This is a genomic window from Ornithinibacillus caprae (assembly GCF_009728145.1).
Lineage (GTDB): Bacteria > Bacillota > Bacilli > Bacillales > Amphibacillaceae > Ornithinibacillus > Ornithinibacillus caprae.
In genome coordinates this window covers 38,782-60,569 of sequence record NZ_WOCA01000013.1, presented here as the reverse complement: position 1 = coordinate 60,569, position 21,788 = coordinate 38,782, and the positions used below count along the sequence as shown (strand labels likewise).

Annotated in this window: 22 protein-coding genes; 1 reads left to right on the top strand and 21 read right to left on the bottom strand. The window is 38.6% G+C overall.

Annotation, left to right across the window (positions count from 1 at the left end; genetic code table 11):
• Nucleotides 1-111: 111 nt before the first annotated feature.
• Nucleotides 112-768 (top strand): hypothetical protein, encoded by a 657-nt coding sequence (locus GMD78_RS21420; protein WP_196493838.1) that lies wholly within the window; start codon nucleotides 112-114, stop codon nucleotides 766-768.
• Here GMD78_RS21420 and GMD78_RS14955 read toward each other — a convergent pair.
• The 21 genes from GMD78_RS14955 to pyrG form a co-directional block, all read right to left on the bottom strand.
• Nucleotides 743-1,978 carry a serine hydroxymethyltransferase gene (locus GMD78_RS14955; RefSeq protein WP_155669699.1) on the bottom strand — a complete coding sequence of 412 codons (1,236 nt, stop codon included), beginning with the start codon at nucleotides 1,976-1,978 and terminating at the stop codon, nucleotides 743-745. The genes GMD78_RS21420 and GMD78_RS14955 overlap by 26 nt on opposite strands.
• A 72-nt stretch (nucleotides 1,979-2,050) precedes the next feature.
• Complete coding sequence (locus tag GMD78_RS14950; protein WP_155669697.1) at nucleotides 2,051-2,623, bottom strand: TIGR01440 family protein; 573 nt, start codon at nucleotides 2,621-2,623, stop codon at nucleotides 2,051-2,053.
• 30 nt (nucleotides 2,624-2,653) lie between these two features.
• Complete coding sequence (gene rpiB / locus GMD78_RS14945) at nucleotides 2,654-3,094, bottom strand: ribose 5-phosphate isomerase B (RefSeq protein ID WP_155669695.1); 441 nt, start codon at nucleotides 3,092-3,094, stop codon at nucleotides 2,654-2,656.
• A 44-nt stretch (nucleotides 3,095-3,138) separates the two neighbouring features.
• Entirely contained in the window at nucleotides 3,139-4,434 is a 1,296-nt protein-coding gene (locus tag GMD78_RS14940; protein ID WP_155669693.1) for a methyl-accepting chemotaxis protein, read from the bottom strand.
• A gap of 21 nt (nucleotides 4,435-4,455) precedes the next feature.
• Entirely contained in the window at nucleotides 4,456-5,058 is a 603-nt protein-coding gene (locus tag GMD78_RS14935) for a low molecular weight protein arginine phosphatase (protein WP_155669691.1), read from the bottom strand.
• Between the two features lie 349 nt (nucleotides 5,059-5,407).
• Nucleotides 5,408-5,962, bottom strand: coding sequence for a manganese efflux pump MntP (locus GMD78_RS14930; RefSeq protein WP_155669689.1), 555 nt, complete (start codon nucleotides 5,960-5,962; stop codon nucleotides 5,408-5,410).
• Between the two features lie 69 nt (nucleotides 5,963-6,031).
• Nucleotides 6,032-7,060, bottom strand: coding sequence for an L-threonylcarbamoyladenylate synthase (locus GMD78_RS14925; protein WP_155669687.1), 1,029 nt, complete (start codon nucleotides 7,058-7,060; stop codon nucleotides 6,032-6,034).
• Between the two features lie 260 nt (nucleotides 7,061-7,320).
• On the bottom strand, nucleotides 7,321-7,725 hold the full coding sequence (locus GMD78_RS14920) for a GNAT family N-acetyltransferase (RefSeq protein WP_155669685.1): 405 nt from the start codon (nucleotides 7,723-7,725) through the stop codon (nucleotides 7,321-7,323).
• Between the two features lie 81 nt (nucleotides 7,726-7,806).
• Nucleotides 7,807-8,409 (bottom strand): stage II sporulation protein R, encoded by a 603-nt coding sequence (gene spoIIR, locus GMD78_RS14915; protein ID WP_155669803.1) that lies wholly within the window; start codon nucleotides 8,407-8,409, stop codon nucleotides 7,807-7,809.
• A gap of 124 nt (nucleotides 8,410-8,533) precedes the next feature.
• Nucleotides 8,534-9,394, bottom strand: coding sequence for a peptide chain release factor N(5)-glutamine methyltransferase (gene prmC / locus GMD78_RS14910; RefSeq protein WP_246187670.1), 861 nt, complete (start codon nucleotides 9,392-9,394; stop codon nucleotides 8,534-8,536).
• Between the two features lie 13 nt (nucleotides 9,395-9,407).
• A complete protein-coding gene (gene prfA / locus GMD78_RS14905) occupies nucleotides 9,408-10,478 on the bottom strand; it encodes a peptide chain release factor 1 (protein WP_155669681.1) in 1,071 nt (356 codons plus the stop codon).
• 240 nt (nucleotides 10,479-10,718) lie between these two features.
• Nucleotides 10,719-11,702, bottom strand: coding sequence for a nuclease-related domain-containing protein (locus tag GMD78_RS14895; RefSeq protein ID WP_155669677.1), 984 nt, complete (start codon nucleotides 11,700-11,702; stop codon nucleotides 10,719-10,721).
• A gap of 286 nt (nucleotides 11,703-11,988) precedes the next feature.
• The gene (locus GMD78_RS14890; RefSeq protein WP_155669675.1) at nucleotides 11,989-12,615 is read right to left on the bottom strand and encodes a thymidine kinase; all 627 of its coding nucleotides are present in this window, start codon (nucleotides 12,613-12,615) and stop codon (nucleotides 11,989-11,991) included.
• Nucleotides 12,616-12,903: 288 nt separating this feature from the next.
• Nucleotides 12,904-13,149, bottom strand: coding sequence for a type B 50S ribosomal protein L31 (locus tag GMD78_RS14885; RefSeq protein WP_155669672.1), 246 nt, complete (start codon nucleotides 13,147-13,149; stop codon nucleotides 12,904-12,906).
• Between the two features lie 159 nt (nucleotides 13,150-13,308).
• The gene (gene rho, locus GMD78_RS14880; RefSeq protein WP_155669670.1) at nucleotides 13,309-14,589 is read right to left on the bottom strand and encodes a transcription termination factor Rho; all 1,281 of its coding nucleotides are present in this window, start codon (nucleotides 14,587-14,589) and stop codon (nucleotides 13,309-13,311) included.
• A gap of 389 nt (nucleotides 14,590-14,978) precedes the next feature.
• Nucleotides 14,979-15,947: a class II fructose-bisphosphatase gene (gene glpX, locus GMD78_RS14875; RefSeq protein WP_155669668.1), complete on the bottom strand. Its 969-nt coding sequence runs from the start codon at nucleotides 15,945-15,947 to the stop codon at nucleotides 14,979-14,981.
• A gap of 80 nt (nucleotides 15,948-16,027) precedes the next feature.
• Nucleotides 16,028-17,317, bottom strand: coding sequence for a UDP-N-acetylglucosamine 1-carboxyvinyltransferase (locus GMD78_RS14870; RefSeq protein ID WP_155669666.1), 1,290 nt, complete (start codon nucleotides 17,315-17,317; stop codon nucleotides 16,028-16,030).
• A 470-nt stretch (nucleotides 17,318-17,787) separates the two neighbouring features.
• A complete protein-coding gene (gene fsa, locus GMD78_RS14865) occupies nucleotides 17,788-18,432 on the bottom strand; it encodes a fructose-6-phosphate aldolase (RefSeq protein ID WP_155669664.1) in 645 nt (214 codons plus the stop codon).
• A gap of 28 nt (nucleotides 18,433-18,460) precedes the next feature.
• Entirely contained in the window at nucleotides 18,461-19,315 is an 855-nt protein-coding gene (fba, locus tag GMD78_RS14860; protein ID WP_155669662.1) for a class II fructose-1,6-bisphosphate aldolase, read from the bottom strand.
• A gap of 139 nt (nucleotides 19,316-19,454) precedes the next feature.
• On the bottom strand, nucleotides 19,455-19,814 hold the full coding sequence (locus GMD78_RS14855) for a response regulator (RefSeq protein WP_155669660.1): 360 nt from the start codon (nucleotides 19,812-19,814) through the stop codon (nucleotides 19,455-19,457).
• Nucleotides 19,815-20,079: 265 nt separating this feature from the next.
• Nucleotides 20,080-21,687 carry a CTP synthase gene (gene pyrG / locus GMD78_RS14850; RefSeq protein ID WP_343042349.1) on the bottom strand — a complete coding sequence of 536 codons (1,608 nt, stop codon included), beginning with the start codon at nucleotides 21,685-21,687 and terminating at the stop codon, nucleotides 20,080-20,082.
• Nucleotides 21,688-21,788 lie beyond the last annotated feature (101 nt).

The following is a 21,788-nucleotide window of genomic DNA, read 5'->3' as shown; positions in this document are numbered from 1 at the left end:
CGCGCTTGTGTCCGATGTTTGTGCTTTTGTGTCTGATGGTTGCGCGTTTGTGTTCTATGGTTGCGCGTTTGTGTCCGATGTTGGCGCGCTTGTGTCCGATGGTTGCGCTTTGTGTCCGATGTTCGCGCTTTTGTGTCCGATGGTTGCGCGCTTGTGTCCGATGGTTGCGCTTTTGTGTCCGATGGTCGCGCTCTTCTGTCCGATGGTCGCGCTTTTGTGTCCGATGGTTGCTCGCTTGTGTCCGATGGTTGCGCGCTTGTGTCCGATGTTCAAGCGCTACTGTCCGATGTTCTCGCTCTTGTGTCCGATGTTTCCGCTCCAGTGTCCGATGTTCTCGCGTTTCTGTCCGATGGTTGCGCGCTTGTGTCCGATGTTCTCACTTCTGTGTCCGATGGTTGCGCTTTTGTGTCCGATGTTCTCGCTCTTGTGTCCGATGTTTCCGCTCCAGTGTCCGATGTTCACGCGCTTGTGTCCGATGTTCTCGCTCTTGTGTCCGATGTTCACGCTCCTCTGTCCGATGTTTGCTCGCTTCTGTCCGATGGTCGCGCTTTTGTGTCCGATGGTTGCGCGCTTGTGTCCGATGTTCGCGCGCTTGTGTCCGATGTTTGTGCTTTTGTGTCCGATGTTCTCGCGCTTGTGTCCGATGTTCTCGCTTTTGTGTCCAATAGTTGCTCTCCTACTTCCATTGTCCCAAAATCAAAAGGACGCCCTAATCAGGGCATCCTCCTCACTCAAACACATCTCAAACATATAATGGTGCTTTACTAGTTAATTCAAGAACACGTTCTGCTGCTTCTTTTAAGACGGATTCATCTTCATGATTTTTCAATGTTAGAGAGATGATGGCAGCAATTTCTTTCATTTCTTCCTCTTTGAAGCCACGTGTTGTAACAGCTGCTGTTCCAATACGGACACCGCTAGTTATAAATGGACTTTCTGTATCAAATGGAATTGTATTTTTGTTTGTTGTGATTCCGATATCATCTAGTACTTTTTCTGCGACTTTCCCTGTTAATCCTAGTGGCGTAACATCCAATAATAATAAGTGATTATCTGTTCCACCAGAAACAACACGGATTCCTTCCGCAACTAAAGCTTCTCCAAGAACTTTGGCATTATTAATGATTTGTTGGCAATATACTTTAAAATCATCCGTTAATGCTTCTTTAAATGCTGTTGCCTTTGCAGCAATGATGTGCATTAATGGTCCACCCTGCATGCCCGGAAATACAGATTTATCAATTTTCTTTGCGTATTCTTCTTTACATAAAATCATCCCACCACGTGGTCCGCGCAATGTTTTATGTGTTGTTGTTGTTACAAAATCTGCGTATGGTACTGGATTTGGATGTAGACCTGCTGCAACAAGTCCTGCGATGTGTGCCATATCCACCATTAGATAAGCACCAACTTCATCAGCAATTTCACGGAATTTTTCGAAGTCAATGATACGTGAATATGCACTTGCCCCTGCTACAATTAATTTTGGTTTAACTTCTTTTGCTTTTTCTAATACAGCATTGTAGTCAAGTTGTTCCGTTTCTTGTTCAACACCGTAATCAACAAATTTATAAAGTGTACCACTGAAGTTCACGGGACTTCCATGTGTTAAGTGTCCTCCGTGGTTTAAGTTCATTCCTAAAACAGTGTCACCTGGCTCTAAAACCGTAAAATATACAGCCATATTCGCTTGTGCACCAGAGTGTGGTTGTACATTTGCATGATCCGCACCGAATAATTGTTTCGCACGATCACGAGCTAAGTTTTCTACCACATCCACATGCTCACAGCCACCATAATAGCGTTTATCCGGGTAGCCTTCTGCATATTTATTCGTTAAAACGGAACCCATTGCTTCCATTACTGCTTCAGAAACAAAATTTTCGGAGGCAATTAATTCAATTTTCTCCTGTTGACGTTTTTTCTCCGCTTGTATCGCTTCATACAATTCTACATCTGCTTGTTTTACATGTTCCATCGTAAAACCCCCTTCGTTTTTATCCCGCTTTGAATAGATTCATACAGATTCTAGTTTAGCAGTCTCGTCCCTTTATGTACACGAATTATTATCTTTCGTTAGTTCATACACTGCACGTTTTCCACCGATCAATTTTGGACGTGTTCTAGCTGCATTTACTCGAGCATTTCCAATATACCGTTGGTTGAGACGGATTGGAACTGCGACATGCTTTAATTGCATGCCAATCATTGTTTCACCGATATCAATTCCAGCATGTGCTTGAACTGATTCTACTACTACTGGATCGTGAAAATGTTTATATGCATAAGAAGCCATAGAACCACCAGCTGACGGTACAGGAATAACCGAAACTTCATCAAGCTGGTATTGCTTCATGGTTGAACGTTCCATGACGATTGCTCGATTCAGATGTTCACAGCACTGAAAAGCGAGATGGACTACCGTTTTTTCATTTAATGTTTGCATCGCATTAAAAATATGTGCTGCAATTTCCTCACTACCTGCAGTCCCAATCTTTTTCCCAGCTACCTCACTAGTAGAACAACCGATGACAAAAAGATCATCTTCATGAAGGTAGGAGGTTTGCAGCCATTCAGAAACGACTGCATCCAAATTTTCTTGTATGTTATCATGAGTTCCCATCATTTTTCACCTACCTAAAATTGCCCTGAATTACTGCCCTTCGTATTCTGCAATTTTACCAATTCGGTTCGCATGGCGACCACCGTCAAAGTCTGTCTCTAACCAAACTTTTGCAATTTCACGTGCTAAACCTGGGCCAATCACACGTTCACCCATTGCAATCATATTCGAATCATTATGCATGCGAGTTAGTTTAGCACTATATACATCATGCGTTAGTGCACAGCGAATGCCCTTTACTTTATTCGCTGCGATAGACATACCAATTCCAGTACCACAAATTAAGATTCCACGGTCAAATTCCCCGTCGGCTACACGTTGTGCTGCTGGTAATGCATAGTCTGGATAGTCAACTGATGTTTCACAGCTGCAACCAGTATCTTCATATTCAATACCCATTTCCTCAAGTAAGCTTTTAACTTCATTACGGATTGTCATACCCGCGTGATCACCAGAAATAATTACTTTCATCTTTCAATCGCTCCTTCTCTTAGGTGTATTAGGGGTCTGACCCCTTATTGCACTTTAAATTTTTGAATTTGCTTATTTAAACTATTTGCTTGTTCTTCTAAATCATGCGCTAGTTTCTCTACCATTTCAATCGTTGTAGCTTGTTCATGAATAGATGCGTTTACTTCTTGGGCACCAGCAGAGGTTTCTTCTGCAATGGCCGCAACTTCCTGTGATTGTGTTGCTGTTGCTTGAATCGATTGTAATTGTTTATCGACTAATGAGGAAATCATATTAATTTCATTTGCCACATCTTCAACAGAGCCAGACATTTGCTCAATTGCTTGATTCGTTTTTTCACCGTTTTTGGCTTCTTTTTTCGCATATTGAACATTATCATTAATTTTAGTTACTACTTGATTAATATCATGTTGAATTGCTGTAATCAATTCTGAAATTCCCTGAACAGCTTGGGCACTTTGGTCCGCTAATTTGCGAACTTCCTCAGCTACAACAGCAAAACCCCTTCCATGTTCTCCAGCTCTCGCCGCTTCAATAGATGCATTTAATGCAAGTAAATTCGTTTGTTCAGCGATTTCCCCAACCATTGTAATAATAGATTCAACTTGTAAGGCATTTTCTTTTAAATGATCTACATCCTGAAGAGATACCTCTTGATCACTTGCCAATTTTTGAATCCCAACAACTAATTGATTTACAACGCTTTTACTATTATTTAGCGTCTCTAACATTGTATTCGATTTTTCAGTTGATTGTCCTGCTTTTTCTTGCACCTTCATAGCAAGTTCTGTTGCCTCTTCAACTGCTTCCACCGTATTTTGAATAGCTTCTGAAGAGGTTTCTGCACCTTTGGAAATATCTTCAATGGATGAACTTATTTGATCGGAATGCTTTGAAACTTCACCAGAAGCATTTTTCATCTGAATCACAGATTGATTCGTGTTTTCAAAATGGACATCAATATTATGTACCATTTCTTTTAAATTTTTAAGCATGGTGTCAAAGGAAATACTTAATGCACGTATTTCATCATCAGACTTTCCAATTTCAATTTGTTGATCCAAATTTCCACTTGCTGCTTGTGAAGCTGCTTTTTCTAACAGATTTAATCGTTTCGTAATAAAGCTAGCAGCAAAATATGCAAGTAAACCAGACCAAATGATTCCCAACACTAAGGTAATAATCGAGTAAACTTCAAATGACACTTCCCAAAAATCATTTACATAGTCATAAAGCACATACATGAATAATGCACTTGTGGAATACGTTATGATTGCCAAAATTGTTGTAAAAAGCATCAGTTTTACTCGTAAGCTAAAGCGGTATCTCTTGTTTCCCATCTGTCTTCCCCCAAAAATTTGTTATTTAATTTTTTTTATTAATAAATCGATATGTTGGTCAAGCTCCTTCAACGTATTTTGATAGGTTTGTAAGTTACCGCCAAATGGATCAGAAATATCATAATTGATCAAACTTCTTTCCAATTGCTGGATTTTTTCCATATCTTCTTGTAAATAGTCTCGAAGCTTTTGGTCGAGCACGATATTATCGAGTTTGTGCTGATTTTCTTGAATAAATGTTGAACGTTTTTCTTCAAAATCAGCATATCGTTTTTTTAGCTCTTCCCATACTTCTTTATCGGCTTCTGAAACAAATTCCTTTAGAGTATAGTACTTGTTCTGGTAGTTGGGATATTGCATGATTAATGATTGCTTATATTGTGTTGTCATCGTTAAAATGATATCCGCCCAGTTTAGTAATTTATCACTTACGGCTTGGGAACGATGCTCAAAGCTTATATTCTTCTGTTTTAGTGCTTCCATCGCGTTATTATTTGCTTGCTGATTTTCGGCAGCAAAAATTCCTGCTGATTTTACTTCAGCATTCGGTAGTTTATGTTTTAACAATGCCTCAGCCATCGGACTTCGACATGTATTTCCTGTACAGATAAACAAAATTTTCATGCAGGTTACCTCCGAAATACTCATTCCTATATAGAATATAACATAGAAGGGAAACGTTGTCAGAGAAAAGTCGACAAGCTTTTTACAATCAAAAAACAGGCATCACTTTATGTTTTTAGTAGATGCCTGCAGGAAAGGAATGCCGCCAAAACATTCCTTTGATCTGCGATTATTCATTCTCTCTAGATTCAGCATGATCTTCGATTATTCAGCATTTCAAGCGATTAATTCAGCATTTCCAAAATTTATTCAGCATTTTAAGCAATTAATTCAGCTTTTCCAAGATTTATTCAGTATTTCAAGAATACCATCTTATCTCCAAAAAAAGACAGATTCACTCTGCCTTCTCTTATCCAAAAATAATATGAAGTCCAAACCCAAAAAGGATGCTTCCTCCAAGTATTTCACTATAAACACCTAGTAATCCGTGGACCTTTCTTCCGAGCAGCATACCCGCCCAGGTAAGAACCATACTTGCAGCTCCAAACATCAATAACGCTAGTGCAGTCTTCACTCCTGATATACCTAAGCTTAACCCCACTGAGAAGCTGTCAATGCTAACACTTAATGCAAAAATAAGTAGTCCGAATCCCGCGGTATGAATAACCTGCCTTGATTCATGGTTAAATGCAGACAAGAGCATTTGGGTACCAATACCAACTAATACGAGCCCACCAACCAGAGTTGTGAAATCTCCTATTCGAGTGGATATTGCTTGTCCTACAACGATCCCTAAAAAAGGCATGATCATATGGAATAGTCCAATCACGATTCCAACTATAGCTATGCGCTTTAGCCTTATTTTTTGCATTCCTGCACCTAGACTAACAGAAAATGCATCCATTCCTAATGCAATTGCCATAAATAGTAAAGAAATTAGTTCGCCTATTGTACTAGTTGACATTCAACATCCTCCTCGGACATGCTTCTAAACTATATGCACAACCGAGGGGGAATATGATAAGGGAAGCTACTATTCATCTATATACAGGGTTGCTGCCTTTCGCAAACGATTCATTATCGCTTGTCCAATTCCCTCTTCAGAGAAGGCCTGGCAAATTATCAAATCCACATCACTTTGTTTAAATTTCCGTAGCCCATCATATAAGTTCGCTGCAACCTCTTGCAAATTTTCACCAAGCGAAATAGTAGGGTTTATATCTAGTTGATCTGCTATTTTTGTACTAGCAAGTACACCAACTCGTTTTCCAGCTTTGATTTCTTTTCCAATAATGCTTTTTATATGATCCACAGAACCTTTTACAACCCATAATGGAACTTCTGGGGAGTAATGCGTATATTTCATTCCAGGTGCTTTTGGTTTTTCCTGGTCATTAGCAAGCGCCGGATCCACCATAACACGGTCTACAACATCCTCTAATTGTTCTTTGGTAATTCCACCAGGACGTAATATAATTGGCATTTCCTGTGTACAGTCAATAACTGTAGATTCCACACCAACGCCAGTTGCACCCCCATCTACAAGACCAGCAATTTTCCCCTGAAGATCCTCCCATACATGTTCAGCTGTTGTTGGGCTTGGTTTCCCGGATAAATTTGCACTTGGAGCAGCCACCGGAATATCACAAGCTTTTAATAATTGCTGTGCAATCGGGTGATCCGGTATACGCACACCAACTGTGGATAGACCTGCTGTCACATTATCTGCACACGTACCATTACTTGGAAGGACAAACGTAATCGGCCCAGGAGCAAATGCTTCTATTAATTTATCCACATATTCTGGCACATCCTTTACCAACCTTTGAAGCTGTTCTTTTGTAGCAACATGTGCAATTAGCGGATTATCCTGTGGGCGACCCTTAGCTTCGAAAATTTTGGCAACTGCCTTCTCACTTGTCGCATCCGCCCCTAATCCGTACACTGTTTCTGTCGGAAAAGCTACTGTAGATCCCGTTCTTAAAACATCTGCTGCCTCTTCAATTATATTTTTATTCACACTTTGATCATTTGTTATATACCAACGTTTAGTTTCGTTCATGAAGCCTACCTCTTTTCTACCCTACATTTTAAGCGATCCATTCCTGTTTCGCAAAAATGTTAGCTTGTCCACAGAATTAAAAAAACCTATGGATATTATCCACAGGTTCTTGTTGATAAAGGTGAAATGAAACGATTTCATCTTCTATTATTTATTAATATACACAGAAATGTGATTTCGTACACAGTTTTTACACAAGTTATTCACATTCGAATGTGGATAATGTGAATAACACGTAAGTTAGATACAAGAAAATTTAATTATGAGACATCATATGCCCACCAGTTTCCTCTTGTCCTTGGAGGATTATCCACTAATAAGGCCCTTTCCTGTGGATGGAATTGTAATGCGTCTAGCAAAATATCCACAACTGGCTGATGACTATGTACATACAGTTTTTTTGCCTGTAACCCTTTGGCCATTGTAATAATTGTTTCCAATAACACTGGTAAATTTTTAGCTTCTTCTTGAGATACATATAGCTGTTTTAACCAATAAACACCATCATTTACCGGTGATAATACAAAACAACCTTTAATATTCTCATTCATTTCCACCACATAACCGTGCTCCAGTAAGCTATCTTTGTGAATATTATGTGGTGTTGTTTTTAAAAACTCCTCTAACTTCATGATCGATGTATCTTTTGCAGCTATGACGTTCATACATATCACCTCTACTTTTTTTAATAGAAACTTTAGTTTTAACCTGTTTGTTTCTATCATTTTATGCACGTAAGTATGAATCTATGACCATCCTAGCCATTCAAATAGAAAAAATTTTACTTTTACTGGTTCTTCTTCCTCTTCTTCCTCAGGCTCATCTAATTCTTCTGCACTAGCTTCGGCTACGCTAATTCCGTCACCAAAATCTAAAAAGCATAACGGCGGAAACAAAACACACCACCAGTTTGCTCCTTGCCCTTCACCTAATGTGATTAACACAGCCTCATATTCGCCTGCTGGATATAAATAATTTCCGTACAGCTTCGTTGGGAAGGAGACGTTTTTTCCATACTCTACATCAAAATCTCTTTTTTCCCCAGCATCTTCTAATGTTTGGTCTACGATCTCTTCAATTTCTGGTACTTTGCTTGCAATTAATTCTCTTGCTTCGTTAATATCAGTCATATGTTCAACCCATTTCGTAATCTCTGCGTTTACATTATCACGAACTTGGTGCTTCAGTTTTTGGTCTTCATCTTGATCGCTATTTGCTAATATTCTAAGTCGAATGGCATCATCTGGAATAACTTGATAATCCATTTCTGACCCATTTCCCTGTCCTTTAGCTGGCATCGATAAAAATATAATAAAAAATATGAATACAAAAAATACTAGTTTCTTCATCTCCATTGCCCCGCTTTCATTTGGTTTACTCACAGTATGTACAGGGGTGAAAGATTTTAAACTAGTAATCTATTATTTTTATATTATTTTATTTGATAGAAAAACCTGTAGCGCTAACCAACCCTTACATGTCAGTCGCTACAACCATTCTATCCTTACCATTTATGTCTTGGAGTACGTCTACCTTGCTTTTGGGAAATTGCTTATTTAATAATAATGTAACTATCTCTCCTTGATCATGACCGATTTCAAATGCAACTGCTGCCCCTTCTGCATTTATCACACTCGGTAGTTGCGAGATGATTTTTTTGTAGGCTGCCAATCCATTCTCATCAGCAAAGAGTGCCAATTCCGGATCAAAATGTTTAACTGTATCTGATAAGGATTCCTCATCCGATCTTGGAATATACGGAGGATTGGATACAACAATATCAGTCTTTATGTTTTGAACGATTACTGGTTGCAAAAAATCACCTTGTAGAAAGGTTACGTTTGCTTGTAGTTGTGCTGCATTCCTTTGAGCTACTGCTAGTGCCTCTTCAGAAATATCCGTTGCATATACGGTCGCATTAGGCAGTTCAAGCGCTAAAGTGATCGCAATAATTCCACTGCCTGTTCCAACATCAACAATCGTAATTGGATGATCGGATTTGGAGTTTGACTTAGCGATTTGAATAACGTGTTGGACAAGCTCCTCTGTTTCAGGTCGCGGAACGAGTACATGTTCATTCACGTGAAAATCACGACCATAGAAGGTTTCGTAACCAATAATATGCTGAAGAGGAACTCCCGTTTCCGCATGCTCTTTTATATCTGCTTCAAATTTTGACCGGATCAGAGCGGGGACTGTTTCTCGCATATGCATGTAAAATTCATTCCTAGACATGCCTAGATGGTGTTGTAATAGTAACTCAGCAACACGCGGTTCCCGATTATTTTTTTCTAAAAAAAGAGAAGCCCACTGAAGGACTTCATATTGTTTCATTTCGTTATCCATCTTATTCACCAATTTGCTCTAGTTTTTTCGCTTGCTCTTCCATCACTAAGGCGTCAATAATTTCGCCTAATTTACCTTCCAAAATTTGATCCAGCTTTTGAATAGTTAAACCAATACGGTGATCCGTAACACGGTTTTGTGGGAAGTTATAGGTACGAATACGCTCTGAACGATCCCCTGTACCAACAGCAGATTTGCGCGTTTCGTCATACTCTGCCTGTGCTTCTTGTTGGAACTTATCATATATACGTGCACGAAGCACTTTCATCGCTTTTTCCTTGTTTTTAATCTGTGATTTTTCATCCTGAATCGATACAACAATTCCAGTCGGTTCGTGCGTTAGTCGAACAGCAGACATGGTTGTATTAACACTTTGTCCCCCAGGTCCACTAGATGCAAATGTGTCTACACGAATATCTTTTTCATGAATATCAATTTCTACTTCCTCTGCTTCCGGTAGAACCGCAACAGTTGCTGTGGACGTATGAATACGGCCACCCGATTCTGTTTCAGGAACACGTTGTACACGGTGGGCACCATTTTCGTATTTCAGTTTGGAATAAGCACCATTTCCTTTAATCATGAAAATGATCTCTTTATATCCTCCAACACCAGTTGTGTTTGCTTCCATTATTTCCGTTTTCCAGCCTTGGCTTTCTGCATAACGAGAGTACATGCGGTACAAGTCACCGGCAAATAATGCAGCTTCGTCTCCACCAGCAGCACCACGAATCTCCATAAATACGTCTTTATCATCATTTGGGTCTTTTGGTAGAAGCAGAATCTTCATTTTTTCTTCTAACTCTGTTTTCGTTGCGGAAAGCTCGGTGATTTCAGACTTAACCATCTCATACATTTCACTGTCAAGATCGTCCTCCAGCATCTCCTTCGCATCATTTAATTGTTCGGTTACTTCTTTATATTCACGGTACGCTTGAACAACATCCTCTAAGCCAGATTGTTCCTTAGAGTACTCGCGTAGTTTATTGGTATCACTAATTACTTCAGGATCACTAAGTAGTTCATTCAATTTATTATAACGTTCTTCCAATGATTGTAAACGATCTAACATCACGGCCACCTCTTTCTCGATTAACAGTATAATTATAGTATACTCAGCCGAAGAGGTCAAAGTTTGGGGTGATAGGGTGGTGCTGGGGCTGTGGGTGTTCTTTGGCGGGTACTGTGTTGCTAGGGGTGCTGGGTGGATTCAGCATTTTATTCATTTATTCGGCAGATCGGTGGATTAATTCAGCATTTGTTGCGGATAATTCAGCATTTCTAGCGATAATTCAACATTTCTCCGATTAATTCAGTATTTACTCAGATGAGTATGATAAAATTCTAATTCGTATTTTCTAGATTTCGTGTTTCCAGTAGATTGAAGTTGGAGTTTCTGTAAGATATTTTTTACCACGTTTGGTGAATCAATTCGTAAAAATTCTATTGCCTCTTTATTCGTAATGTAATCATTAATTAACAGTTTGTACTCATTCAATGCAGATAGATGGGCATCAGTAGATATGTGATAACAACCGCTACAAAACCATTTTTGTCGCCTCCATTGCATAATAGTTCGTTTACAGCTTGGACAAAAAACCCCTCTCACCAGCTCATTCAAATGAACGTTATACTTTCTGAGCGTAAGAATTGGTTCGGGAGTGTGAGCATCCATAATAGTGCGTAATAGCTTTATTAGTTGTTTTTTGGATAAATATTGATTAGTGTAGGTATTTTCTAATTCGCGGATTGAAAAAGTTAATTGACTGTTATGAATAACTTCTTGTGGAATCGTTGCAGGGGGGTGTGGTCTTATCACGGTACTTGGGAAGCTGATTACTATTAGATACGCAATGGGAAGTGTAGGATATCCTTGTTTACGAAGCCATTTCTGAAGGCGATATTGCTGAAGTTTGGCTTGAGGAATAGGATTTGGAAAACCTTCTTCTTTTTTATCATCACCAATTCGAGTTACTTGTCCATTTTCACCAAAAATGATCATTCCATACCAGTTTTTAATTTCTAAAATTAAACCAAATTTTCTACTTAAAACGAGTGTATCAATTTGAAAAAATCCTTGTTCATCTTCTACCCTAACGTTATGGAGGACTTCAAACTTGTCCTCATCCAAAAAGCTTAATGGAAACTCTACTCGTTTCTCCCCTCTGATTTGTCTCCGCTTTTTTCTAAAATCAATTTCTAGCAATTCTTTCGCATCATGTGAAGGAATTAAACGCTTTTCTAGAGCCTCAAGCTTGAATAAAGCCCAGGGTATGTCTCTTTCTTTCATTGCCATTGGCTTACCAGACCCTTTCTTTATTGTATTTATTATTGCTATCTTAATAGATTCAACAGTGTTGTGTACTTATCCTCTTTTTTTGGAGGGTAAATATTTTATTCAGCTTTTTATTCATTTATTCAGCATTTACATTGCATAATTCAGTACTTATTTAATTTATTCGGTATTTTTCAGTCATAATTCAGTACATTGACCAATTAATTCAGCATTTCACCAAAAACACCTCATCCGCCCCTTAACACCACCAACAAAAAAAGCACCCTCAGCAGGTGCTTTTCCCAAATTACTTCGTAGCATTTATTAGACTTTTAACAATTTGGTTGACTGGTTTGTTTGGTACTTCGTGGTGATGGCGGCATCTCGGTTCGTAGGATTCGGATGCGCCAACTTGGATGATTGGGTCATCGTAGCTTGCAGGTTGTCCATTAATCAGGCGTTGTGTGCGACTTGCGGGAGATCCGCATACAGGGCAGATTGCGTTTAGCTTGGTTACTGATTCAGATAGTGCCATTAGCTTTGGCATTGGGCCAAATGGTTCACCACGAAAATCGGTATCTAGGCCAGCAACAATTACTCGAATTCCTTGATTTGCTAGTTCGTCGGCTACCTCTACAATGTTTTCATCGAAGAATTGAACTTCATCGATGCCAACGATATCGATGTCCATGTTGCCTGTGATGTGATCAAGTATTTCATCAGAACTTTTTACCGGACGAGCCATGGTGGATGTTCCATTATGTGAAACAACCGCTTCTTCATCATAACGATTATCGATAGCTGGTTTAAATACACGTACTGTTAAATTTCCATAGGTTGCGCGTCGAACTCTGCGAATCAACTCTTCTGATTTACCAGAAAACATACTGCCACAGATAACCTCAACCCAACCGCTTTGTTTCATTACGTACATAAACTGGGATCTCCCTTCTACTTATGTATAAATTAAGTTTACCACTAATTTTGATATATAAAAATGCGCTTTTTGCATGTTTTATTTCGTAATTTTAGAAAACTTGGCATCCTCCAAACCTTATGGTGAATGCCTTCGTTACACTAATGCAGGATAGCTAGGAAAATATAATTTCCTAGCTGTTAAAAGTAAAAAAACAGGCAAAGTATAGACAATTTGCCTGTTTTTCCGTTTAATAAACTGCATATTAATCTAGCTTCGACTCCTAAAAATAGTCGTCTTAGCCATTTATTGCATATTATATTTCTTCTTGAATCGGTCTACACGTCCGCCAACTTTATCAGCTTTTTGCTTACCAGTGTAGAATGGATGAGATTCAGAACTAATCTCAACACGGATCAATGGGTAAGTATTACCATCTTCCCATTCGATTGTTTCATCAGAGTTCAATGTTGAACCGCTCAAGAATTTGTAATCAGAGCTTGTATCAAGAAATACAACTTTTTTGTATTCTGGATGAATGTCCTTTTTCATTACTTTCCACTCCTTTTTGCCCTGAATCCTTTGGAAACAGAGTTTATTGTAAGAGCCGTCATAGGTGTACAATAATTACACCTTTTCTAAACTCACTTTAAAAATTATAACAGTGTCGGCTCCCGTTTGCAATAGGATACAATTATTTTCGTCCTGAAATTATTTACTTATTCCTTTTCGCTTCATTTCATCATCCATTTTTTGAAGGAATTCTTCGTTTGAGCTTGATGCTTTTAATTTTCTTAAGAAGCGCTCTAGGAAATCATGTGAATCTTGCATCGTTTTGCGGATCATCCACATTTTATCTAAATGAGCTTTATCTACAAGCAATTCTTCTTTTCGTGTGCTTGAGCGTAGGATATCAATGGCAGGGAAAATTCGGCGCTGTGCTAGATTACGGTCTAAGTGCAGCTCCATATTTCCTGTACCTTTAAATTCCTCATAAATCACGTCATCCATTCGTGAACCTGTTTCCACAAGTGCTGTTGCAAGGATGGTAAAGCTACCACCTTCTTCAATGTTTCTTGCAGCACCAAAGAATCGCTTCGGACGGTGGAATGCCGCTGGATCAATACCACCTGATAATGTTCGACCACTTGGTGGAATAACAAGGTTATACGCACGCGCCAATCGTGTAATACTATCCATCAGAACGATTACATCGCGCTTATGCTCAACTAAACGCATCGCACGTTCCAATACTAATTCGGACACTTTGATATGGCTTTCAGGCACTTCATCAAATGTAGAACTTACAACATCAACATCTGGATGCACCGAACGTTCAATATCGGTAACTTCCTCAGGACGTTCGTCAACTAATAGAATAATTAGCTTCGCATCAGGATGGTTTACTGAAATACTATTTGCGATTTGCTTTAAAAGCATTGTTTTACCAGCTTTAGGTGGGGCTACAATTAAGCCACGTTGACCAAATCCTACAGGAGTCATTAAATCCATGATTCGTGTCGAAAGGTTATTCTGTTGCGTCTCCAACTTCATAAGTCGATCTGGGTATAATGCTGTTAAGGCAGGAAAATGAACACGTTCTTTAGAGGTTTCTGGATCATCACCATTAACGGCATCTACATGTAGTAATCCGTAATAACGCTCATTCTCTTTAGGAGGTCTTACTTTACCAGAAACTTTATCACCATTACGTAAATCAAATCTACGAATTTGTGAAGCAGAAATATAAATATCCTCTGCACTCGGAGAATAATTGATCGGTCTTAAAAAACCAAAACCTTCCGATGGAATGATTTCTAAAATACCATCCATAAATAAAAAGCCGTCTTTTTCTGCTTGTGCTTTTAAAATAGCAAAAATTAATTCTTTTTTTGTTAACTTCGCATAATACGAAACTTTATATTCACGGGCTAACGCATAGATTTCTTTTAATGTTAATGTTTCAAGTTTCGATATTGTTAATTCAGCCATAATCACCACGCCTATTCTTTTTTACATATTTACTATTTTGGTAGAGTTTTTATCATTATTTAATTGGTTAAATTATTAAAATTAATTGAAAACAGATTACGTTCTCTTGCCCGAAAGGTAATTCTGATCAAAATCGATGAGATTTTCACTTCTTTATTGGTAGTATTGTCATTGAAGAAATGAAGATTTTCGGAAGATAGAATAGAAGTTTTAGATCAAGTTTGTTGTTTCCTCACACTTTTTCTATGTATTAAAGTATTAACCAATCAATTGTTATATTAAACATATACAATATTAACTGTTTTAATAGTAATATTCAATACCTTTTTGTACATTCCTATTTAATGAAAAATTTATTAAGGGGGCATGTAATATGCTCCCCTTATCTTTTATGGTTCCATTACTAGGTTTGGTTTTTTTCTTAGACTATGTTCACCATCAATGAAGCGAACCGTCCCACTCTTGGCACGCATGACAACGGTTTGAGTTGTGGCCTTTGTGCCTTTAAATTGTACACCTTTTAGTAATTCACCATCTGTTACACCTGTCGCAGCGAAGATAGCATCATCTCCACCACAAAAATCATTCATGTAAAATACTTGATCGATATCGGTTATGCCCATTTTTTTACAACGGATTCTTTCCTCTTCATTGGAAGGTACTAGCTGACCTTGCATTTCTCCGCCTAAACATTTTAAAGCAACTGCACCTAATACTCCTTCTGGTGCACCACCGATTCCAAGCAATATATCTACACCCGTATCATCAAATGCTGTATTAATAGCAGCCGCCACATCACCATCTGGAATTAATTTAATTCTTGCACCAGACTCACGAATTTCATCGATTAATTGTTGATGACGTGGACGATTTAAGACTACTGCTACAACATCTTCTATGTTTTTATTTTTTGCTTTCGCAACTGCACGTAAATTGTCAATTGTCGGTGCATTGATGTCTATCTTACCTACCGCTTCTGGACCAACGGCAATTTTTTTCATATACATATCAGGTGCATGTAGTAATTTCCCTTGATCTGCAATGGCAATTACCGCTAATGCATTCCAGGTTCCATTAGCTACAATATTTGTTCCTTCTAATGGATCAACGGCTACATCAACTAAGGGTCCAGAACCAGTTCCAAGTTCTTCTCCAATATAGAGCATCGGCGCTTCATCCATCTCACCTTCACCGATTACGACCTTTCCTTGCATCGGAATGGTATCAAAAACATCGCGCATCGCTGAGGTTGCAGCATCATCTGCTTCTTCCTTTTTTCCTCTACCCATCCAGCGTGCGGAGGATAAAGCAGCCGCCTCTGTTACACGAACAATTTCCATCGTTAAACTTCTTTCCATGATTCCTCTCCCCTTTGTTAAAAATAACCTCATCCCAAAAAGATTATTTTAAAAAGCGAAGGAATCAGAAGAAACTTCAATTATGAATTTTGAAATTGATTTATTTCTTCTTCATTCATATCTTCTCGCCATACTTTCGCACCAAGATTATTTAATTTCTCTGTCATATTTTCATAACCTCGGTCAATATGGTCGAGTCCAGTGATTTCAGTTATGCCATTTGCCATTAATCCTGCAATTACTAAGGCTGCACCTGCTCGTAGGTCACTTGCTTTTACTCGTGCTCCTTCTAATTGCGTTGGCCCTGAAACAATTACCGAACCACCTTCAACTTTAATTATAGCATTCATACGTCTCAGTTCGTCAATATGTTTTAGACGAGCGGAGTAGATGGTATCTGTAACGATCCCTGTATTCGATGCTTTGGTGAGTAAAGTAGTAAACGGTTGTTGGAGATCTGTCGGAAAGCCTGGATATACTAATGTTTTGATATCCACACTTTTTAGTGGGTTTCGTGGTGCTATCAGTAGCTGTTCATCGCTGTCTTCTATGGTGACACCCATCTCTCTCAATTTTGCAAGCAGTGATTCTAAATGTTGTGGTATGACATTGTCAATAATTACTTCATTACCAGCCGCTGCTGCTGCAATCGCATACGTCCCTGCCTCAATTCGGTCCGGTATGATTGTATGTTTACAACCATGTAGGGATGGTACTCCTTCAATACGAATAACATCTGTTCCTACACCTTTGATATTTGCTCCCATATTCGTTAACAATGTTGCTACGTCAATTATTTCTGGTTCTTTTGCGGCATTTTCAATGATGGTTTTTCCTTTAGCCTTAACAGCAGCTAGCATAATATTGATGGTTGCACCAACACTAACTACGTCAAGATAAATTCGTGCTCCCCTTAGCTCTTTTGCACGGAGATATATTGCACCTTGTTCATTGGTAACTTCTGCTCCTAATGCCTCAAAGCCCTTAATATGCTGATCAATCGGTCGTGGCCCTAAAAAACATCCACCAGGCAAGCCTATGACAGCTTTGTTGAACTTCCCAAGCATGGCACCCATGAAATAGTAAGATGCACGAAGTTTTTTTACCTTGCCATTAGGAAGTGGCATAGAGATCATATTTTCTGGATCAATATGGACGGTTTGTCCAGGTCCCCAGGATACTTTTCCACCTATTTCTTCTAATAGGCCACCCAGTGTATCGACATCTGAGATCGTTGGTAATCCTTCGATTGTTACTTGTGAATCAGCTAAAATGGCAGCAGGAAGTAATGCTACGGCACTGTTTTTTGCACCGCTAATACGTACCTTCCCATTTAATAATTTACCGCCTTCTACTATCATTTTCTGCATTTCAAAACCCCACTTTTTGAGGATATAAATTTTGTTCCTTTGTTAATTAGGCTGAACAGTAATCAAACCATTCAGCCTATTTAAAATTATGGCTTCCGCCTTATACATTCTAGCTACAGTGCCCAGCGACTAGTGAAGGTACTTCAAGTGAGATACTTCATTGTCCTTTGTACCGAGCTTGCGCAGGTACATGACTTCCTTCACCTACGTACGATAACAGTTCGACATTAGTCGAACATCCTTAAACATCCGCTCACCGTGTTTCCTTTTCGCTTCCAGCATAAGATTCACTATTACTTCCGACTGCGGAAGTAATGTTCATCTAATCTCATACGGGGAATGTTCGATTAAAACCGCCACTTTGCGTGGCAACATCGAACCACCTGTGTTGCACAGGCGCAGTCCATACGTCGCTCACCGGGCACTTCCGCCTTATACTATTATCTTTGACTGTTAAGCTTCTTTTCATGCTAACCGTTTTGTTTGTTCCAGTCAGCGAGGAATTTTTCAATTCCTTGATCTGTTAATGGGTGTTTTACAAGCTGTCCTAGTACATTATATGGAACTGTTGCAATATGTGCTCCATTCAGTGCTGCGTCTATGACATGTAATGGATGTCTGATCGATGCTGCAATAATCTCTGTTTTAATATCATGACGATCGAAGATTTCAGATATCGTTGCGATTAGGTTCATTCCATCATGACCGATATCATCCAATCGTCCTAGAAATGGCGATACATATGTAGCTCCTGCACGGGCTGCAAGCAGTGCTTGGTTCGCATTAAATATTAAGGTTACATTTGTCTTAATGTTTAAGTCGCTAAAAGCTTTTACTGCTTTTAAGCCTTCAAGGGTCATCGGAACCTTTACCGTGATGTTAGGTGCAATTGCTGCTAGTTCTTTCCCTTCGGCAATCATACCTTCTGCATCTTCTGCGATTACTTCAGCACTCACTGAACCTGAAACCTCTGCTGTAATCTCTCTAAGACGATCGTGAAACGATACACCTTCTTTTGCAACAAGACTTGGATTGGTTGTTACACCAGCTAAAATCCCAAGCTCGTTCGCTGAACGGATATCGTCAATATTTGCAGTGTCTACGAAAAACTTCATTAAACCATCCCACCCTATTTTGGATTAGTTATGCTTGATTCGAAGAGCCAAATTCACGCATTTTTCCGATTACTGTTTGTTTAATCGCTTCTGTACCAGGTCCTAAGTATTTACGTGGATCATATAGCTCTGGCTTTTCATCTAAAGCTTTACGAACCGCTTTAGCTTGAGCAATTTGATTTTCTGTATTTACGTTGATTTTTGCAGTACCTAGTGAAACTGCTTTCTGAATATCTTTTAGTGGAATTCCTGTTCCACCGTGAAGTACTAATGGTACGTTAACAACGTTTAGGATTTCTTCCATCTCTTTAAAGCCTAAGTTTGGCTCACCTTGATAAGGTCCATGAACAGAACCAAGTGCTGGCGCTAAGCAGTCAACTCCAGTTTGTTCAACAAGTTGTTTACACTCTTCAAGATCTGCGTATTGGATTCCACCAATTACACCGTCTTCTTCTCCACCTACAGTACCTACTTCTGCTTCAACAGATACACCATGGATATGAGCTAGTTCAACAACTTTTTTAGTCATCTCAATATTTTGTTCAATTGGATGATGAGAGCCATCGATCATAACAGAAGTGAATCCTGCATGAATCGCTTGTGCACATTTTTCAAAGCTTGAACCATGGTCTAAATGGATTGCAACTGGTACAGTTGTACCGTATTCTTCCATCAATGCTTTAACCATTGCAACTACAACCTTAAAGCCACCCATATATTTTCCTGCACCTTCAGAAACTCCTAGGATTACCGGTGATTTCTCTTCTTCAGCTGCTTGAAGAATAGCTTGTGCATATTCCAAATTGTTTAAATTAAACTGTCCGATTGCATAGCCGTTCTCTTTCCCTTTTTCCATCATCTCTTTCATTGAAACTAATGGCATTTAGGTATCCTCCTTCATCGATGAAAATATCATCTTTGCTATATATTTACTTCTTCTTAAGAATACCAAGTCCGGCCACAAGTAGCAAGAAATGAGGGCGTTTCTTCATACAGGCAAACTTTTTAAAAAATTTGTTCGATTATGCCAATATATTTTTTACTTTTTCCGTTATATCTAATATGTTAAAAGGCTTTGAAAGTATTGCTTTTACATTTGCTATATCCTTCGTTTCATCTTCAATTTTTTCTATCATACCGCTCATAACAATTGTAGGAATTTGAGTTTGAGCTTGTGCTAATTGTTTCAGTATTTCAATCCCATCCACAATTGGTAATTTATAATCCAATATCATTAAGCTTATGGAGTGTTTTTGTAGCTTATCTAAAGCTTCCTTACCAGTTTTTGCTGTTATTACGTGATAACCTTCATTTGTTAAAACATCTTCTAATAACAATCTTATTCCATGTTCATCATCTACAACTAGTACTACTTTATTCATTTTCTTACTCCATCCCCCTTTATCTTATGTAATTCGACATATAGTAAGATAGTCCTTCTTTTTAACGAACATTTTTGAGAAATCATTCGTTAGAAGCAAGATCACCGGATGTATTCTTTTACCTGAAACGCCACACCAAACGCTAATTCCCTTTTTTTGGCAACTTTAAACCTCTTTGCTTTAATATAGCAAAAAAAATCACGAATCGTATCATTTCTGACACGATTCGTGACTTTGTTACTACTTGGGAAAGTAAATTTTTGCATTATTTATGGTTATTTTGTACTGCGGCACCAACAAATCCTAAAAATAGGTTCTGTGCACGTGTCGGACGAGATTTAAATTCTGGATGGAATTGACTTGCTACAAACCAAGGATGATCTTCCAATTCAATGGTCTCAACTAATCTTCCATCTGGACTCGTTCCAGAGAAAATAAATCCGTTTGCTTCCATTTGTTCTCGATAATCATTATTAAATTCATAACGATGACGATGACGTTCTTCGACAATTTCAGCACCATTATAAGCTTCTTTAGTCTTGGTACCATCTTTTAGTTTACATGGGTAAATCCCAAGTCTTAATGTACCACCTAAGTCTTCAATATCCTTCTGTTCTGGTAAAAGATCGATAATTGGGTGTGGTGTATTTGGATCAATTTCTGCTGAATGAGCACCTTCAAGTCCTAAAACATTACGTGCATATTCAACAGTAGCTAATTGCATTCCTAAGCAAATTCCTAGGAAAGGAATTCTGTTTTCACGTGCATATCGGATTGCTTCTAGCTTTCCATCAATACCACGGTCTCCAAATCCTCCGGGAACTAAAATTCCATCAACATGAGAAAGCTCTTCCTGAATGGATTCTTTATCTAGTTTTTCTGAATTAATCCAATGAACTCGTATATCCGAATCAAATGTGTAGCCAGCGTGTTTTAATGATTCAACGACAGAAATATACGCATCCGGAAGCTCTACATATTTTCCTACTAACCCGATATCAACCGTTTTAGAAAGTCCACGAACTTTTTCAACTAATTCCTTCCATTCACTCATGTCTGCTTCCTGACAATCCAAACCAAAATGATCACATGTTAGCTGATCAAGATGCTGCTCTTGTAATGCAATCGGTACTTCATAAAGAATTTCTGCATCACGCATTTCAATAACAGCTCGTTCATTAATATCACAAAACAGTGCAATTTTTTCTTTCATATCTTTACTAATCGCTTGTTCTGTTCTAAGTACAATTGCATCCGGTTGAATCCCTAATGAGCGCAGCTCTTTTACACTATGCTGAGTTGGTTTTGTTTTTAATTCTCCTGCAGCTCTAATATATGGAACTAATGTACAGTGAATATACATTACATGCTCTTTCCCAATATCACTTTTTATTTGGCGAATCGCCTCAAGGAATGGTAGTGACTCAATGTCTCCAACCGTACCACCGATTTCTGTAATTACAACATCCGCACCAGTTGCTTCTCCAGCACGAAATACTTGATCCTTTATTTCATTCGTAATATGGGGGATAACTTGGACAGTGCCACCTAGATAGTCACCACGACGCTCTTTTTTAATCACACTGGAATACACTTTACCAGTCGTAATATTACTGTATTTATTTAGGTTAATATCAATAAAACGTTCATAATGTCCTAAATCAAGATCTGTTTCTGCACCATCATCTGTTACAAATACTTCACCATGTTGGTAGGGACTCATTGTACCTGGATCAACATTGATGTATGGATCGAATTTTTGAATTGTTACCTTCAATCCTCGGTTTTTTAATAGGCGGCCTAATGAAGCAGCGGTAATTCCTTTTCCTAGTGATGATACAACACCACCTGTGACAAAAATATACTTAGTCACCATGCATCCCTCTTTCTATTTATAGTTAATTAATTAGTATAAGTAAAAAATAAGTTCATCCTGCTTTGTATACCCGTTATTGTGTACAATAAACGTTACAA

What these genes read in the sequence shown, in the direction of transcription:
- prmC (WP_246187670.1), bottom strand. Translation starts at nt 9,394, where the DNA reads ATGAAACAATATGAAGTCCTTCAGTGGGCTTCTCTTTTTTTAGAAAAA.
- GMD78_RS14870 (WP_155669666.1), bottom strand. Translation starts at nt 17,317, where the DNA reads ATGCAGAAAATGATAGTAGAAGGCGGTAAATTATTAAATGGGAAGGTA.
- GMD78_RS14935 (WP_155669691.1), bottom strand. Translation starts at nt 5,058, where the DNA reads ATGAAAATTTTGTTTATCTGTACAGGAAATACATGTCGAAGTCCGATG.
- rho (WP_155669670.1), bottom strand. Translation starts at nt 14,589, where the DNA reads ATGGCTGAATTAACAATATCGAAACTTGAAACATTAACATTAAAAGAA.
- GMD78_RS14955 (WP_155669699.1), bottom strand. Translation starts at nt 1,978, where the DNA reads ATGGAACATGTAAAACAAGCAGATGTAGAATTGTATGAAGCGATACAA.
- GMD78_RS14925 (WP_155669687.1), bottom strand. Translation starts at nt 7,060, where the DNA reads ATGAACGAAACTAAACGTTGGTATATAACAAATGATCAAAGTGTGAAT.
- spoIIR (WP_155669803.1), bottom strand. Translation starts at nt 8,409, where the DNA reads ATGAAGAAACTAGTATTTTTTGTATTCATATTTTTTATTATATTTTTA.
- GMD78_RS14930 (WP_155669689.1), bottom strand. Translation starts at nt 5,962, where the DNA reads ATGTCAACTAGTACAATAGGCGAACTAATTTCTTTACTATTTATGGCA.
- fba (WP_155669662.1), bottom strand. Translation starts at nt 19,315, where the DNA reads ATGCCATTAGTTTCAATGAAAGAGATGATGGAAAAAGGGAAAGAGAAC.
- GMD78_RS14855 (WP_155669660.1), bottom strand. Translation starts at nt 19,814, where the DNA reads ATGAATAAAGTAGTACTAGTTGTAGATGATGAACATGGAATAAGATTG.
- GMD78_RS14895 (WP_155669677.1), bottom strand. Translation starts at nt 11,702, where the DNA reads ATGGCAATGAAAGAAAGAGACATACCCTGGGCTTTATTCAAGCTTGAG.
- GMD78_RS14940 (WP_155669693.1), bottom strand. Translation starts at nt 4,434, where the DNA reads ATGGGAAACAAGAGATACCGCTTTAGCTTACGAGTAAAACTGATGCTT.
- glpX (WP_155669668.1), bottom strand. Translation starts at nt 15,947, where the DNA reads ATGGAAAGAAGTTTAACGATGGAAATTGTTCGTGTAACAGAGGCGGCT.
- rpiB (WP_155669695.1), bottom strand. Translation starts at nt 3,094, where the DNA reads ATGAAAGTAATTATTTCTGGTGATCACGCGGGTATGACAATCCGTAAT.
- GMD78_RS14950 (WP_155669697.1), bottom strand. Translation starts at nt 2,623, where the DNA reads ATGGGAACTCATGATAACATACAAGAAAATTTGGATGCAGTCGTTTCT.
- GMD78_RS14890 (WP_155669675.1), bottom strand. Translation starts at nt 12,615, where the DNA reads ATGTACGTAATGAAACAAAGCGGTTGGGTTGAGGTTATCTGTGGCAGT.
- prfA (WP_155669681.1), bottom strand. Translation starts at nt 10,478, where the DNA reads ATGTTAGATCGTTTACAATCATTGGAAGAACGTTATAATAAATTGAAT.
- GMD78_RS14885 (WP_155669672.1), bottom strand. Translation starts at nt 13,149, where the DNA reads ATGAAAAAGGACATTCATCCAGAATACAAAAAAGTTGTATTTCTTGAT.
- fsa (WP_155669664.1), bottom strand. Translation starts at nt 18,432, where the DNA reads ATGAAGTTTTTCGTAGACACTGCAAATATTGACGATATCCGTTCAGCG.
- GMD78_RS14920 (WP_155669685.1), bottom strand. Translation starts at nt 7,725, where the DNA reads ATGAACGTCATAGCTGCAAAAGATACATCGATCATGAAGTTAGAGGAG.